Source organism: Nocardioides albidus, from assembly GCF_006335005.1.
GTDB lineage: Bacteria > Actinomycetota > Actinomycetes > Propionibacteriales > Nocardioidaceae > Nocardioides > Nocardioides albidus.
This window is the reverse complement of the sequence record NZ_VDMP01000024.1, coordinates 413549-426762: the sequence shown is the minus strand read 5'-3', so window position 1 is coordinate 426762 and position 13214 is coordinate 413549. Positions and strand designations below refer to the sequence as shown.

The window sequence follows — 13214 nt, the reverse complement described above, 5'->3', positions numbered from 1 at the left end:
CCCATGACCCTTGCCGACGAGCTGCACGAGCGCGCCGCGAGCCGCACCGGACTGACCGACTTCGGCGACCGGGAATACGTCGACGGGCTGGACGCCCTTCTCGAGGGCTACCGGGACGAGGCCGGGCTGACCGAGCAGGGTCGCGCGAAGGTCGAGGGGACGCTGGTCAACGCGCTCGCCGCGCGCCTGCGCACCGAGGCCGCGTGGCGCGAGCACCCCGCCCACGCCGAGACCCCGGTGACCCGGCCGATCTTCGTGACCGGCCTCCCCCGCTCCGGTACGACGGCCCTGCACCGGCTGCTCTGCGCCGACCCGCGCCACCAGGGCCTCCAGCTCTGGCTGGCCGCCGCGCCACAGCCCCGCCCGCCGCGCGAGGCGTGGGTGGACAACCCCGACTTCTCGGCCATGCAGGCCCAGATCGACCGCCGCAACGCCGCCGTGCCCGGACTCAAGGGCATGCACTTCATGGCCGCCGACGTGGTCGAGGAGTGCTGGTGGCTGGAGCACCAGTCGATGCGCTCGCTCGCCTTCCCGAGCGTGGCCCACCTGCCGTCGTACACCTCCTGGCTGGGCGAGCAGGACCTGAGCGGAACCTACCGGCGCCACCGCCGGATCCTGCAGCTGATCGGCATGACCAGCCCTGAGCGGCGCTGGATCCTCAAGAACCCCGGCCACCTCTTCTCGCTCGACGCGCTGATGGCGGCCTACCCCGACGCGCTCGTCGTGCAGACCCACCGCGACCCGCGCAGCGTCGTCGCGTCGGTCAGCAGCCTCACGTCCAAGGCGTCGGCCGGCAACTCCACCGTCTTCGAGGCCGCCACCGTCGGGCGCGACAGCCTCGACCTGTGGGGCACCGCCAGCGACCGCTTCCTCGACGCGCGCGCGACGTACGACCCGGCCCAGTTCGCCGACGTGCGCTACGACGAGTTCGTCGCCGACCCGGTCGGCACCGTCGCGCGCCTGTACGACGCCTTCGGGCTGTCGTTCGACGACGAGGCTCGCGCTCGGGTGACCGCGGCCGACGACGTCAGCAAGCGCGGCGACCGGCGGCCGGACCACGCCTACTCCCTCGAGGAGTTCGGCCTGAGTGCCGGCGAGGTCACCGAGCGGTTCGACCGCTACCTGACAGCCTTCCCGGAGCTCGCCCTCAGCTGAGGGCGAGCCCGGTCGCCGGGGTCGCGAGCACCCGGAATCCGGGCAGGTCGGCGAGCGACACCGAGGTCTCGCAGAAGCGCCGGTAGGAGATCTCCGTGATCAACCAGCCCCGCTCGGGATCGCGGCGATAGCGGTCGGTCGACAGCGAGGCGCCCTCGACGACGTACCCGACATCGGTGCACACGGTGCGGTCCGACACCGTCCAGACCCCGGTCGCCACATCGCCGTCGACGTCGATGCTGGGGTTGCCTAGCTGGTGCACGGTGATCCGCTCGTCGGTGAGGCGGGCGCGCAGCTCGGCGACCAGTGTGTCGGCGCCATCGGTCACCAGGTCGGGGCGATAGCGCGCCACCATCTCCGGCGCGAGGGTCGCAGCGAGGGCGTCCCAGTCACGCAGGTCGACGCTGCGCATGTAGCGGTGGCGCAGGTCCATCACCGCCCACCGGTCGGCGGACTGCGGGTCGTGCATGCTCGCTCCTCGCGTCGGTCGGAGGGCGAGCATGCCGCGACGGGAGCCGGGCGGCGCCTGCGGCTCCCGGCCAGCGGGACCGGAGATGGTCGGCGCGCGGACCAGGGGTCCTAGGCCGCCTGGTTGATGCGGATGTGGTTGCCCGCCGGGTCGCGGAAGGCGCAGTCGCGCACGCCGTACGGCTGGTCGATCGGCTCCTGGATGACCTCGGCGCCCGTGGCCTGGATCCGCTCGAAGGTGGCGTCGAGGTCGGGCGTGCTGAGCACGAGCGTGGCGTAGGTGCCCTTGGCCATCATCTCGACGATGGTGCGCTTCTCGTCCTCGGTGATTCCGGGATCCGCGGCCGGCGGGCAGAGCACGACGGACGGCGAGGGCCGGCCCTTCGGCGCGACGGTGATCCACCGCATGTCGCCGTAGCCCACGTCGTTGAGGATCTCGAAGCCGAGGACGTCGCGGTAGAAGGCCAGCGAGGCCTCCGGGTCGGTCTGCGGGAGGAAGCTGTGCTGAATGCTGATGTCCATGGCGCTCACGCTAGTGGCGCCTGGAAGCGGGGTGCTTCTCGATTCCTGACCGATGCCCCCTCGCCCGTCCGGACGTCCGGACTGGTCTGCGCACCGCCGCGCCGGACCGGCCGGGTGGCCTTCTTCGTCACGCACGACGGTGGCTCGGCCACCCCGTCGGCGGGCTCCGGCATGTCGTCGCGGTAGGCGCTCGGCGGCACCCCGACCAGCTCGGTGAACCGGGTGCTGAAGGTGCCGAGGGAGGAGAACCCGACCTCGAAGCACACGTCGGTGACGCTGAGGTCGCCGCGGCGCAGGAGCGCCATCGCGCGCTCGATCCGCCGGGTCATCAGGTAGGAGTACGGCGGCTCGCCGTAGGCCCTCTTGAACTCCCGGCTCAGGTGCCCGGCCGACATGTGGACGTCGCGGGCGAGGGCCTCGACGTCGAGGGGGCGCGCGTATTCGCGGTCGATCCGGTCCCGCACCCGGCGGAGCAGCGCGAGGGTGCGCAGGCGCTCGGGATCGATGCCCGGCGTGGACGGATCGGTCACGGTGCCATCTTGGCAAACGGGCGCTAAGTTGAGGAGATGGCCCGCCGGATCGAGCTGTCCGCACCCGTCGGGGTCCGGTGGGAGCCGGACTCGCCGACCGGCTGCGGAGCCCTCGTCCTCAGCGGCTCGAGCGGCCGGATCGAGGAGCAGCGGACTCGCCTGCTGGCCGAGCGCGGTGTGCTCGCCGAGTCGATCCGGTGGTTCGGCGGTCCCGACCAGCCGGCCGGGCCGTGGGAGGTGCCCCTCGAGACCTTCGCGGCGCGGGCCGAGTCGCTGGCCGAGACCTGTGACCGGGTGGTGCTCGTCGGGCTGTCCTTCGGCGCCGAGGCCGCTCTCGCGACGGCGACGCTGACCGACGCGCCGGTCGACGCGGTCGCCGCCTTCGCGCCGACCGACCTCGTGTGGGCCGGGGTCACCGACGAGGGAAGGCAGACCTCCCACTGGACCCTCGACGGGGTCCCGGTGCCCTTCGTCCGCTACGTCCCCTGGCAGCCGCCGACGGACCCGCCCGCCTATCGCGACCTGTACGCCCGCTCCCGCGCCGCGGACCCCGACGCCGTCGCGGCGGCGGCCCTGCCGGTCGAACGGGTCCCCGAGGTGCTGCTCGTCGCGGGCGAGGACGACCAGGTGTGGCCGGCGCGCGAGCAGGCCGAGGAGATCGTGCTGCGCCGCGCCCGCCACGGGCGCGGCACCGCCCTGGTCGCGGACGCCGAGGCCGGCCACCGGGCGGTCCTTCCCGGCGAGGACGTCGTCGACGGCGGCCTGCAGCTGCGCCGAGGGGGCACCGAGCGGGCGGACCGCCGGCTCGGAGCGGCCGCCTGGCCGGCCCTGCTCGACCTTCTAGGGTCGGCGTCATGACGTCACCGCCACCACCGCCGCCGGGCTATCTGAGGGTCACCGTCCAGGGCAACCGGATGCTCACGATGATCACGCCCGGCGTGCAGGTCAACGGCTACCCCGTGCCGGTCCAGTTCGGCCCGAACATCATCCCGATGCCGCCCGGCGTGCACACCGTCTCCGCCCACGCGCAGTGGATCTGGCGCTACGGGCAGGCGAGCCAGCAGGTCCGGCTGGCGCCGGGTCAGACCGTCGACGTGTTCTACGCCGCGCCGGTGCTGACGTTCCTGAAGGGCGCGATGGGCCCCACCAAGCAGAAGGTGCCCGGAGTGGTGGCGTTCGTGCTGCTCCTGGCCGCTGTGCTCCTGGTGGCGATCGGCTTGCCCGTGCTGGCGATCCTCGCCTCCGTCTGAGCGGGCGTGACCCTGAATCCGAGCTGAATCGGTGTGGACTCAGCCTCAGTCGATCGACTGACCGAGGACGGCCGCGACCTGCGTGCGGACGGCGTCGTCGCCGGTGATGGAGATCCGCTCGTCGCCGGCGCGGTGCCACAGCCACGCGTCGAGGTCGCTCGCCGTCCCGGTGACCACGAGGTCGGCCGGGACGCCGGGGTCGGCGACGACGTGCTGGTCGGGCTCCCCGCTGCGCTCCACACCCTCGGGCGTCGTGCCGGAGAAGGTGCCGAGCTGGACCCACACCGACGAGCCGGTGTCGGTGGCGCGGAACTCGGCGTACTGCTCACGCGGCTCGAAGCGGCCCCACGGCGGCAGTCCGCCGTACATCACGTCGAGGATCTCGTCGACGCCGTCGGCGGCCAGCGCCGCGGGCAGATCGGTGACCTGCCCGGCCGCCAGCTCCGCGTCGCGGCGGTGGATGAGCGCCTCGTGCGCCTGGCGGCGCGCGAGGTGGGCGATGTTCTGGTGGGCGGGGTTACCCGACCAGAACCATGCCGGGTCCGTCGGGTCGGCCTTCTCGAACTGGCCGATGAAGGTCTCGTGGGTGGCGCGGAAGAACGCGACGAGTCCGTCGAAGGACGACGGTCGCTCCGGCTCCTCGTAGCTCTCGGGCGGCTCGGGCCGGGTGCGCACCACGTGCTCCCAGAAGTGCTGCACCTCGCCGAGGTGCCACAGCAGGTCGGCGGCGTCCCAGTCGGGGCACGACGGCACCCTCGCCTCCGGGTCGCAGCCCTCCAGGACGGCGAGGAAGCGCGCCGACTCGGCGCGGAGGTGGTCGAGGTACGTCGAATGCTCGAGTCGCGTCATGGTCGTGACGTTAGGCGGCGGCACCGACGGTCCGCATCCGGATTCACGGCTGCAGCAGGACCTTGATCGCCCGCCGCTCGTCCATGGCGCGGTAGCCCTCGGGCGACTGCTCGAGCGGGAGGGTCAGGTCGAAGACCCGGCCGGGGTCGATCCGGCGGTCGAGGACCATCGGGAGGAGCTCGGGCAGGTAGCGGCGTACCGGCGCCATGCCTCCGCGGACGCCGACGTTCTTGTCGAACAGGCTGCGGGCGGACAGCTCGACGCCGTGCGGCGCGCCGACGAAGCCGACGCCGCCGCCGGGTCGGGTCACGGCGATCGCGGTCGTCATCGCCTCGTCGGTCCCGACGCACTCGAGGGTCGCGTCGACGCCCACGCCGTCGGTGAGCTCGCGCACCTCGGCGACGGCCGCCTCGCCCCGGGCCGCGATCACGTGGGTCGCGCCGAAGGCACGGGCGACGGCCTGGCGGGGCTCGTGGCGGGACAGGGCGACGATCCGCTCGGCTCCCAGCACGGAGGCCGCGAGCACGCCGCACAGGCCGACCGCGCCGTCGCCGACGACCACGACCGTGTCGCCCTCCTTCACGCCGGCCGAGACCGCGGCATGCCACCCGGTGGGCATCACGTCCGAGAGGGCGAGGAGCGAGGGCACCAGGTCGTCGTCGGGGACGCCGCCGGTGGTCACCAGGGTGCCGTCGGCCTGGGTGACCCGGGCGTACTCCGCCTGCCCGCTCAGGGTGAAGCCGAGGTTGGAGCACACCGACTGCGCCCCGTTGCGGCAGTGCGCGCAGGTGTTGTCGCAGTGGCAGAACGGGACGACCACGAAGTCTCCGACGCGCACGTCACGGACCTCGGCGCCGACCTCCTCCACGACGCCGATGCACTCGTGGCCGATGGTGGCCCCCTCCCGGATCGGGTTCTCGCCCCGGTAGGGCCACAGGTCGGAGCCGCAGACACAGCCCGCGGTGATCTTGACGATGGCGTCGGTGGGCCGCCGGAGCGTGGGGTCGGGGACCTCCTCGACGCGGATGTCACGGGTGCCGTGGATGGTGGTGGCGCGCATGCGAGGATCCTTCCAGATCGCCGCCCTCGGCCCCGAGGCTTGCGTTATCTCATATGTGAGTTACCGTCGAGACATGACGCTCCACGCGCCTCACGAGGACTACAAGGGCCGGATCGGCAACCTCATCCGCGACGCCCGCAAGCACCGCGGCCTCACCCAGGCCCAGCTCGCCGACCGGCTCGGCACCAGCCAGAGCGCGATCAACCGGATCGAGAAGGGCCATCAGAACCTCTCCCTGGAGATGCTGGCCCGGATCGGGGCGGCCCTGGACTCCGAGATCGTCGCCCTCGGCGCCGGTCCCACCCACCTGCGGGTCAAGGGTCCCACGACGCTGTCGGGCAGCATCGACGTGAAGACGTCGAAGAACGCCGGTGTCGCCCTGCTGTGCGCCTCCCTGCTCAACCGCGGACGCACCACCCTGCGCAAGGTGGCCCGGATCGAGGAGGTCAACCGCCTGCTCGAGGTCCTCGACAGCATCGGCGTCCAGACCCGCTGGATCAACGAGGACAACGACCTCGAGATCATCCCGCCCAAGGACCTCGACCTCAGCCGCATCGACGAGGAGGCCGCGCGTCGTACCCGCTCGGTGATCATGTTCCTCGGGCCCCTCCTGCACCGCGCCGACACCTTCGAGCTCCCGTACGCCCGCGGCGGCAACCTCGGCACCCGCACCGTCGAGCCGCACATGTCGGCGCTGCGTCCCTTCGGTCTCGAGGTGAAGGCGACCGACGGCTGGTACCACGCCCAGCTCAACCGCGCGATCGTCCCCGGCCGGCCCATCGTGCTCACCGAGCGCGGCGACACGGTCACCGAGAACGCCCTGATGGCCGCCGCCCTGCACCCGGGCACGACCGTCATCCGCAACGCCTCGTCCAACTACATGGTCCAGGACCTGTGCTTCTACCTGCAGGCGCTGGGCGTGACGGTCGACGGCATCGGTACGACGACGCTGACCGTGACGGGCTGCGAGTCCATCGACGTGGACGTCGACTACTCCCCCAGCGAGGACCCCATCGAGGCGATGTCGCTGCTGGCGGCCGCCATCGTGACCCGCTCGGAGATCACCATCCGTCGCGCGCCGATCGAGTTCCTCGAGATCGAGCTGGCGGTGCTCGAGGGCATGGGCTTCCGCTACGACCTGTCCGAGGAGTATCTCGCCGCCAACGGCCGCACCCGCCTGGTCGACATCACCACGCACTCCTCCGACCTGGTCGCGCCGGGCGACAAGATCCACCCGATGCCGTTCCCCGGCCTCAACATCGACAACCTGCCCTTCTTCGCGGTCATCGCCGCCGTGGCCGAGGGCACGACCTATCTGCACGACTGGGTCTACGACAACCGGGCGATCTACCTCACCGAGCTCAACAAGCTCGGCGGCAGGGTCACCCTCCTCGACCCGCACCGCGTGCAGATCGAGGGCCCCACCTCGTGGACCGGCACCGAGCTGATCTGTCCCCCGGCGCTGCGGCCCGCGGTCGTCGTGCTTCTCGCCATGCTGGCCAGCAAGGGGACGTCGGTGCTGCGCAGCACCTATGTCATCCACCGCGGCTACGAGGACCTCGCCGAGCGGCTCAGCTCGCTGGGCGCGGACATCGAGACGTTCCGGGACATCTGAGCCCAGCCGTGTACCTCCCTCCCGGCAAGGTGCTGGCGTTCGCCCACCGCGGCGGCGCCTACCACCCCGAGATCGAGGGCCTCGAGAACACCCTGGCCGCCTTCCGGCACGCCGCGGCGCTCGGCTACGACTACCTCGAGACCGACGTGCACGTCACGGCCGACGGCGTCCTGCTCGCCTTCCACGACGACGTCCTGGACCGGGTCACCGACCAGCGGGGAGCGGTGCGCGAGCTCACCCTGGCCGAGGTACGCCGGGCGCGGATCGGCGGACGCGAGCAGGTCCCGACGCTGGTCGAGCTGCTCGACGCCTTTCCGACGGCGCGGTTCAACATCGACCTCAAGGCCGAGGAGGCGGTCGACGCGCTCGCCGTCCTCGTCCGCGAGCGCGACCTGTGGGACCGGCTGCTGGTGGCCTCGTTCTCCCGCAAGCGGATCCGGCGCTTCCGGGCCCTGACCGAGGGCCGGGTCCCCACCGCCGCCGACCCGTGGCAGATCGCGGTCTACCGCCTCTCCCCCAGCGTGCGCCTCGCCCGGCGCGTCGCCGGCGGCGGCTTCGCCGCCTTCCAGGTGCCGCACCGCCGGGGCCGGCTCACGGTCACCACCCCCGGATTCGTCCGGCGCGCCCACGCCGCCGGCCACCAGGTGCACGTGTGGACCATCGACGACCCGGCCGAGATGACCGCCCTGCTGGAGCGTGGTGTCGACGGGATCTTCACGGACCGCACCGACCTGCTCAAGGATGTGCTGCAGGGACGCGGCCAATGGTGGTCCGCCCAGGGAGGGACATCATGAACGCACCGGCGCCGATCGCCGACCTGGGACCGCTCAACCGGGCCCGGGAGCAGCGCGCCTGGTACTTCACCGACTGGGCCACCTCGGCGTTCCAGACGACGGTCGCCGGCGTGCTGTTCGCGCCCTACCTGATCTCGGTCGCCGAGAACGCCGTCGGCGAGCACGGGCGGATCCACGTGCTGGGCCTCTCCATCGCGCCGGGGTCGCTGCCGTCGTACGTCATCACGATCTCGACCCTGCTCAGCGCGCTGATCTTCCCGATCGTCGGTGCGCTCGCCGATCGCACGGCGCGCAAGCAGGACCTGCTCGTCGGGCTCTCCTGGATCGGCGCCACCGCTGCCGGCCTGCTGTTCTTCATGAGCGGCGACAACTGGCTCTTCGGCAGTCTCGCGTTCATGGCCGCCAACCTCGCCGGCGGCGCCGCGATCGTGGTCAGCGACTCGATCCTGCCGCTCATCTCGACCGAGGCCGAGCGCGACCGGACCTCGTCGGTCGGCTGGGCCTACGGGTACGCCGGCGGCGGACTCCTGCTCGCGATCAACTTCGCGATGGTGACCTTCCACGACGCGATCGGGCTCGACAAGGAGATGGCGGTCCGGCTCTCCCTGCTGTCGGCGGCAGTGTGGTGGGCGGCGTTCATGGTCATCCCGTGGCGCGGCATCCGCCGTCACGAGCCGGTCGCCGTCGAGGCGGTCGAGGGCGGTCTGCTCAGCCGCTCGTTCGGCCAGCTCGGCGCCACCCTCAAGGATCTGCGCAACTATCCGGTGGCGCTGACGTTCCTGCTCGCCTACCTGTTCTTCAACGACGGCATCCAGACCACGATCAACTCGGCCTCGACCTTCGGCGTGGAGGAGCTCGGCTTCGGCGAGGGGGTCGTGCTCGGGACCTACCTGCTCGTCCAGGCGGTCGCCATGGTGGGGGCGATCGGGTTCGGCCGCGCCGCGGCCCGCTTCGGCGCGAAGCGGGTGATCCTCGCCGGCCTGGTCGGCTGGATGGGCATCGTCACGGTGGCCCTCGTCGTTCCGGACGAACAGCTGGTGCCCTTCCTCGCGCTCGGCGTGGCGATCGGCGTCGTGCTCGGCGGCACCCAGGCGCTCGCCCGGTCGTACTTCTCGCTGTTCATCCCGCGGGGCAAGGAGGCGGAGTACTTCAGCCTCTACCACGCCATGGACCGCGGGACGTCGTGGTTCGGCACCCTCACCTTCGGCGTCGTCTACCAGCTCACCGACTCCTACCGGCCGGCGATCTTCGCGCTGATCGCGTTCTTCGTCCTCGGCGGTCTCCTCCTGCTCCGGGTCGACACCGAGCGCGGCATCCGCGAGGCCGGCAACGCGCGTCCCGCCGTGATCTGAGCCTCGGATCTGCGCTCATCCGCGCTCGTCCGCGGCGGTGGTCTGGACCGGCGCAACCCCGACCGGGCGTTCGAGGTTGGAACCTTTTACCGCTGGGTAGCGTTGTAGAGCTAGACGAAACATGGGAGGTGGAGTCTGATGGCTGAGCGCACACTGCGCGGAGCCCGACTGGGAGGCCAGTCCTTCGAGGACGAGCGGGGTATCGAGTTCGCCGCCCGGCAGCAGGTCGGCTACAAGTGTCCCCAGGGGCACGAGTTCGAGATCACCATGTCCATCGAGGCCGAGGTGCCCGCTGTCTGGGAGTGCCCGCGCTGCGGTCTCGAGGCCGAGTCCACCGCCGGGATCGAGCGTGAGGTCAAGGCCGAGAAGCCTCAGCGCACGCACTGGGACATGCTGCTGGAGCGCCGCTCCGAGAAGGAGCTCGAGGAGATCCTCACCGAGCGCCTGGAGCTGCTGCGCGGCGGCGAGATCGGCCCGGCGCACCTGCACCGCGCCAACGCCCGGAAGAAGAAGCCGGCGAAGACCTGATCAGAGCGCGATCACGACGTGATCACTGCTCGTCGATGACCTCGCCCCGGACCACGGTCGGTCCGGGGCGAGTGTCATTTGCCCGGCGTACGACCTGGCGGCCGGCGTACGACACCAGGAGGCGGCGGAACACCGGTCGTGTCACGGGCAGGATCAACAAGATGCCGAGCGCGTCGGTGACGAAGCCGGGGCTGAGCATGAACGCGCCGCCGAGCACGACGAGCGCGCCGTCTGCGAGCTCCCGGTGCGGGAGCCGTCCGGTCTCGACCTGCTCGCGCAGCGCCAGCCAGGCCCGCCGGCCCTCGCGCTTGATCAGCCAGGCGCCCACCAGGCTGTCGAGGACGAGCAGCAGGATCGTCCACCACGGCCCGATGGCCTGACCGACCTGGATGAGGACGACGATCTCGAGGATCGGCATCACCACGAAGGCGAGGAACAGCAGGACGGCCGCCCGGCGGCTGCGCCTGCTCATCGCGCCTGCAGCTGACTGCTCGGCGCGACCGGACGCCGGGCCGACCGCAACCGGCCCCAGCGCTCGCGCAGACCCCACCCGGTGATCCGCTTGAGCGACTCCAGGGCGACCTGGCCGCTCATCTTCGACTCACCACGGACCCGCTCGACGAACTCGATCGGCACCTCGCGCACGCGCAGGCCCTCGTGCAGGGTGCGGGCGACGAGGTCGGTCTGGAAGACGTAGCCGGTGGAGCGGACCTCGTCGAGTCGGATCCGCTCCAGGGTCTCGCGCCGGAACAGGCGGAAGCCCGCGGTGGCGTCGCGCACCGAGATGCCCAGCAGCAGCTGCACGTAGAGGTTGCCGCCGCGGGAGAGCAGCTCGCGCTGCCAGGGCCAGTTGACCACCGAGCCACCCGGGACCCACCGTGAGCCGATCACCAGGTCGGCGTCGCGCAGGGCGGTGAGCAGACGCTGGAGCTGCTCGGGCTGGTGCGAGCCGTCGGCGTCCATCTCCCCGATCACGTCGTAGCCCGCGTCGAGGGCCCAGTCGAAGCCGGCGAGGTACGCCGCACCGAGGCCGCCCTTCGCCGTACGGTGCAGGACGTGGACGTGCGGGTCCGTCTGCGCGAGCCGGTCGACGATGGCGCCCGTGCCGTCCGGGGAGCCGTCGTCGACGACGAGGACGTCGACCTGCGGCTGGGCCGCGCGGAGGCGATCGACGATCCAGGCGATGTTGTCGGCCTCGTTGTAGGTCGGGATCACCATCACCGTGCGCTCCGCGGCGGGGTGCTGCTCAGACAACGGGCGCCTCGCTGGGGTCGGGGGACGGGACACGCGGCTCGGCGGGGTGCCGGTCCGGCTGGTCCTCCGGCTCATTCTCGAGCGTCGGCCCGTCGAGCTCACGCCTTCGACGGTACGTCACGGCCCCTGACACCAGGGCGCCGATCGTGAGGAGGCCGAGGATCCGCGCGGGCCACGGACCCAACCGCATCGCCGGCGTGAGTGCGGTGCTCAGTCCGACCCTCTCGACGAGGACGGCCGTGGTGCGCGGACGGGCCGAGGCCACCACGCTGCCGTCCGGGGAGATGACGCCCGTCTGCCCGTTCGTCGAGGCCACCGCGAGCCAGCGGCCGGCCTCGATCGCCCGCAGCCGGGTGATCGCGAACTGCTGCTCGATCTGGTGGGTGAAGATGAAGCTCGCATTGCTGGTCTGGACCGTGAGCAGCTCCGCCCCGTCGCGCACCTGCGGGGGCATCACGTCGTCGTAGGCGACGTCGAAGCAGATGGCGTCGCCGAGCCCGACCCCGGCCACGCGCAGGGGCTCGGTCCGGGTGCCGCTCCTCATGTCCCGGGTGATCAGCGCGAGCTGGCCGAACTTCGGATCCCAGATGTCGCGGAACGGGATGTACTCGCCGTAGGGCACGGGGTGGTGCTTGGTGTAGCGGTCCCCCGCCCCGGTCACCGGGTCCCACACGATGCCCTGGTTGAGGACGTGCTTCGCACCGTCGTCGACGATCCCACCGACGACCACGGGGACCTGCGCGGCCTCGACGGCTTCCCGGATCCCCGTGTTGACCCGGCCGGGCTCGAAGGGGTCCACGGCCGTCGAGTTCTCCGGCCACAGCACGAAGTCCGGCCTCGGGGCCCGTCCCGCGGCCACGTCGTCGGCGAGACCGATCGTGGCGTCGACGTGATTCCGGGTCACCTGCTCGTGGTCCCACAAGATGTCGTTGCCCGGCCCGGGGACGTCGCCCTGCACGACGGCCACGGTCGCCGAGCCCGCCTCGGGGACGTCGTAGGGCACCACGGCGGGAGTCACCAGTGCGGCCAGCACGCCGACGGCGGCGGCCGCCCAGGCCCGGCGACGCTCGCGGACCAGGGCCGCCTCGGCGAACCGCGCGAGGCAGAAGCCGGACAGGGCGAGGAGGAAGGACAGCCCGGTCATGCCGACGTACGCCACCGCCGGGGCTGCCGGGGTGTCGATCGCCGCGAAGGCGAGCCGGCCCCAGGGCATGCCGCTGAACGGCCACCCGCTGCGGATCGTCTCCATCGTCGTCCACGCCGCCGCCAGCCACAGCGGCCAGCCCGGCAGCCGGCGCAGGAGCGGCACGGCGAGCCCGAGGAGGCCGTAGAACGCCGCCTCGACGGCCGACAGCGCGACCCAGGCGTCGGGCCCGACCGAGTCCTTCATCCAGGAGATGTGGCTGAAGTAGAAGACGACGCCGAACACCAGGCCGACCAGCCCCGAGCGCCGTACGCCGAGGTCACGGGTCGCGAGCGCGTAGCAGCCCACACCGAGCGGCAGCAGCCACGGGATAGCCACCGGCTCGAAGGATGCGGTGAGCAGAACGCCACCGACGGCTGCGAGGCCGACGGCCGGGAGGAGGGGGCGCTGCACCACGGCGAGAGCCTAGACGAGCAGGCTCCGTCCGACGTGCGCGGCAGCGCAGCGACGACGCGCTCGCGCCCCATCCGTCGCGTCGGTCGTCGTGGGACGCGAGGGCGACGGAGCGCAGGGAGCGACGAAGGAGCGCCCGGAGCGGAGGAGCCGAGTCTTTCCGCGAGCCGACAGTGTGGCCGCCAGGCGGACGCAACCACCTACCGGACTCGACTGCGCGCGCGGCAGCGCAGCGACGAC

General features: G+C 71.9%; 14 protein-coding genes and 1 pseudogene. 7 read left to right on the top strand and 8 right to left on the bottom strand.

The window, feature by feature from the left end; translation table 11 throughout:
• The first annotated feature begins 3 nt into the window (after positions 1-3).
• Positions 4-1155 (top strand): sulfotransferase family protein, encoded by a 1152-nt coding sequence (locus FHP29_RS12950; RefSeq protein WP_139623253.1) that lies wholly within the window; start codon positions 4-6, stop codon positions 1153-1155.
• On the opposite strand, the gene FHP29_RS12945 is transcribed toward FHP29_RS12950, so the two are convergent.
• The 3 genes from FHP29_RS12945 to FHP29_RS12935 all read right to left on the bottom strand — a co-directional run bounded on the left by FHP29_RS12945 (position 1148) and on the right by FHP29_RS12935 (position 2675).
• Positions 1148-1624 carry a nuclear transport factor 2 family protein gene (locus tag FHP29_RS12945; RefSeq protein WP_158296560.1) on the bottom strand — a complete coding sequence of 159 codons (477 nt, stop codon included), beginning with the start codon at positions 1622-1624 and terminating at the stop codon, positions 1148-1150. The genes FHP29_RS12950 and FHP29_RS12945 overlap by 8 nt on opposite strands.
• Before the next feature lie 110 nt (positions 1625-1734).
• Positions 1735-2145 carry a VOC family protein gene (locus FHP29_RS12940; protein WP_139623251.1) on the bottom strand — a complete coding sequence of 137 codons (411 nt, stop codon included), beginning with the start codon at positions 2143-2145 and terminating at the stop codon, positions 1735-1737.
• 5 nt (positions 2146-2150) lie between these two features.
• Positions 2151-2675, bottom strand: a complete 525-nt coding sequence (locus FHP29_RS12935; RefSeq protein WP_240044480.1) for a helix-turn-helix transcriptional regulator — start codon at positions 2673-2675, stop codon at positions 2151-2153.
• A gap of 36 nt (positions 2676-2711) precedes the next feature.
• Between FHP29_RS12935 and FHP29_RS12930 the strand changes: the two genes are divergently transcribed.
• Together FHP29_RS12930 and FHP29_RS12925 are read left to right on the top strand one after the other, a co-directional pair.
• Positions 2712-3533, top strand: coding sequence for an alpha/beta fold hydrolase (locus FHP29_RS12930; protein ID WP_139623250.1), 822 nt, complete (start codon positions 2712-2714; stop codon positions 3531-3533).
• Complete coding sequence (locus FHP29_RS12925; RefSeq protein ID WP_139623249.1) at positions 3530-3925, top strand: hypothetical protein; 396 nt, start codon at positions 3530-3532, stop codon at positions 3923-3925. Before FHP29_RS12930 ends, FHP29_RS12925 begins: the two co-directional genes overlap by 4 nt.
• A gap of 45 nt (positions 3926-3970) precedes the next feature.
• Here FHP29_RS12925 and FHP29_RS12920 read toward each other — a convergent pair whose 3' ends face one another.
• Positions 3971-4774, bottom strand: coding sequence for a maleylpyruvate isomerase family mycothiol-dependent enzyme (locus FHP29_RS12920; RefSeq protein ID WP_139623248.1), 804 nt, complete (start codon positions 4772-4774; stop codon positions 3971-3973).
• Positions 4775-4817: 43 nt separating this feature from the next.
• Positions 4818-5834 (bottom strand): zinc-dependent alcohol dehydrogenase family protein, encoded by a 1017-nt coding sequence (locus tag FHP29_RS12915; RefSeq protein WP_139623247.1) that lies wholly within the window; start codon positions 5832-5834, stop codon positions 4818-4820.
• Positions 5835-5907: 73 nt separating this feature from the next.
• Between FHP29_RS12915 and FHP29_RS12910 the strand changes: the two genes are divergently transcribed.
• The 4 genes from FHP29_RS12910 (at position 5908) to FHP29_RS12895 (ending at position 10123) form a co-directional block, all read left to right on the top strand.
• Entirely contained in the window at positions 5908-7449 is a 1542-nt protein-coding gene (locus FHP29_RS12910; RefSeq protein WP_139623246.1) for a UDP-N-acetylglucosamine 1-carboxyvinyltransferase, read from the top strand.
• Between the two features lie 8 nt (positions 7450-7457).
• Complete coding sequence (locus FHP29_RS12905; protein WP_240044479.1) at positions 7458-8243, top strand: glycerophosphodiester phosphodiesterase family protein; 786 nt, start codon at positions 7458-7460, stop codon at positions 8241-8243.
• Entirely contained in the window at positions 8240-9595 is a 1356-nt protein-coding gene (locus tag FHP29_RS12900) for an MFS transporter (protein WP_139623245.1), read from the top strand. Before FHP29_RS12905 ends, FHP29_RS12900 begins: the two co-directional genes overlap by 4 nt.
• Positions 9596-9733: 138 nt before the next feature.
• A complete protein-coding gene (locus tag FHP29_RS12895; protein WP_139623244.1) occupies positions 9734-10123 on the top strand; it encodes an RNA polymerase-binding protein RbpA in 390 nt (129 codons plus the stop codon).
• A gap of 22 nt (positions 10124-10145) precedes the next feature.
• On the opposite strand, the gene FHP29_RS12890 is transcribed toward FHP29_RS12895, so the two are convergent.
• The 3 genes and pseudogenes from FHP29_RS12890 to lnt form a co-directional block, all read right to left on the bottom strand.
• The gene (locus FHP29_RS12890) at positions 10146-10595 is read right to left on the bottom strand and encodes an FxsA family protein (protein WP_139623243.1); all 450 of its coding nucleotides are present in this window, start codon (positions 10593-10595) and stop codon (positions 10146-10148) included.
• Positions 10575-11341: pseudogene (locus tag FHP29_RS12885) on the bottom strand (polyprenol monophosphomannose synthase); the annotation flags it as partial. The pseudogene FHP29_RS12885 and the gene FHP29_RS12890, both read right to left, overlap by 21 nt.
• A 28-nt stretch (positions 11342-11369) precedes the next feature.
• On the bottom strand, positions 11370-12977 hold the full coding sequence (gene lnt, locus FHP29_RS12880) for an apolipoprotein N-acyltransferase (protein ID WP_139623242.1): 1608 nt from the start codon (positions 12975-12977) through the stop codon (positions 11370-11372).
• Positions 12978-13214: the final 237 nt, after the last annotated feature.

What these genes read in the sequence shown, in the direction of transcription:
- FHP29_RS12950 (WP_139623253.1), top strand. Translation starts at nt 4, where the DNA reads ATGACCCTTGCCGACGAGCTGCACGAGCGCGCCGCGAGCCGCACCGGA.
- FHP29_RS12945 (WP_158296560.1), bottom strand. Translation starts at nt 1,624, where the DNA reads ATGCACGACCCGCAGTCCGCCGACCGGTGGGCGGTGATGGACCTGCGC.
- FHP29_RS12940 (WP_139623251.1), bottom strand. Translation starts at nt 2,145, where the DNA reads ATGGACATCAGCATTCAGCACAGCTTCCTCCCGCAGACCGACCCGGAG.
- FHP29_RS12930 (WP_139623250.1), top strand. Translation starts at nt 2,712, where the DNA reads ATGGCCCGCCGGATCGAGCTGTCCGCACCCGTCGGGGTCCGGTGGGAG.
- FHP29_RS12925 (WP_139623249.1), top strand. Translation starts at nt 3,530, where the DNA reads ATGACGTCACCGCCACCACCGCCGCCGGGCTATCTGAGGGTCACCGTC.
- FHP29_RS12920 (WP_139623248.1), bottom strand. Translation starts at nt 4,774, where the DNA reads ATGACGCGACTCGAGCATTCGACGTACCTCGACCACCTCCGCGCCGAG.
- FHP29_RS12915 (WP_139623247.1), bottom strand. Translation starts at nt 5,834, where the DNA reads ATGCGCGCCACCACCATCCACGGCACCCGTGACATCCGCGTCGAGGAG.
- FHP29_RS12910 (WP_139623246.1), top strand. Translation starts at nt 5,908, where the DNA reads ATGACGCTCCACGCGCCTCACGAGGACTACAAGGGCCGGATCGGCAAC.
- FHP29_RS12900 (WP_139623245.1), top strand. Translation starts at nt 8,240, where the DNA reads ATGAACGCACCGGCGCCGATCGCCGACCTGGGACCGCTCAACCGGGCC.
- FHP29_RS12895 (WP_139623244.1), top strand. Translation starts at nt 9,734, where the DNA reads ATGGCTGAGCGCACACTGCGCGGAGCCCGACTGGGAGGCCAGTCCTTC.
- FHP29_RS12890 (WP_139623243.1), bottom strand. Translation starts at nt 10,595, where the DNA reads ATGAGCAGGCGCAGCCGCCGGGCGGCCGTCCTGCTGTTCCTCGCCTTC.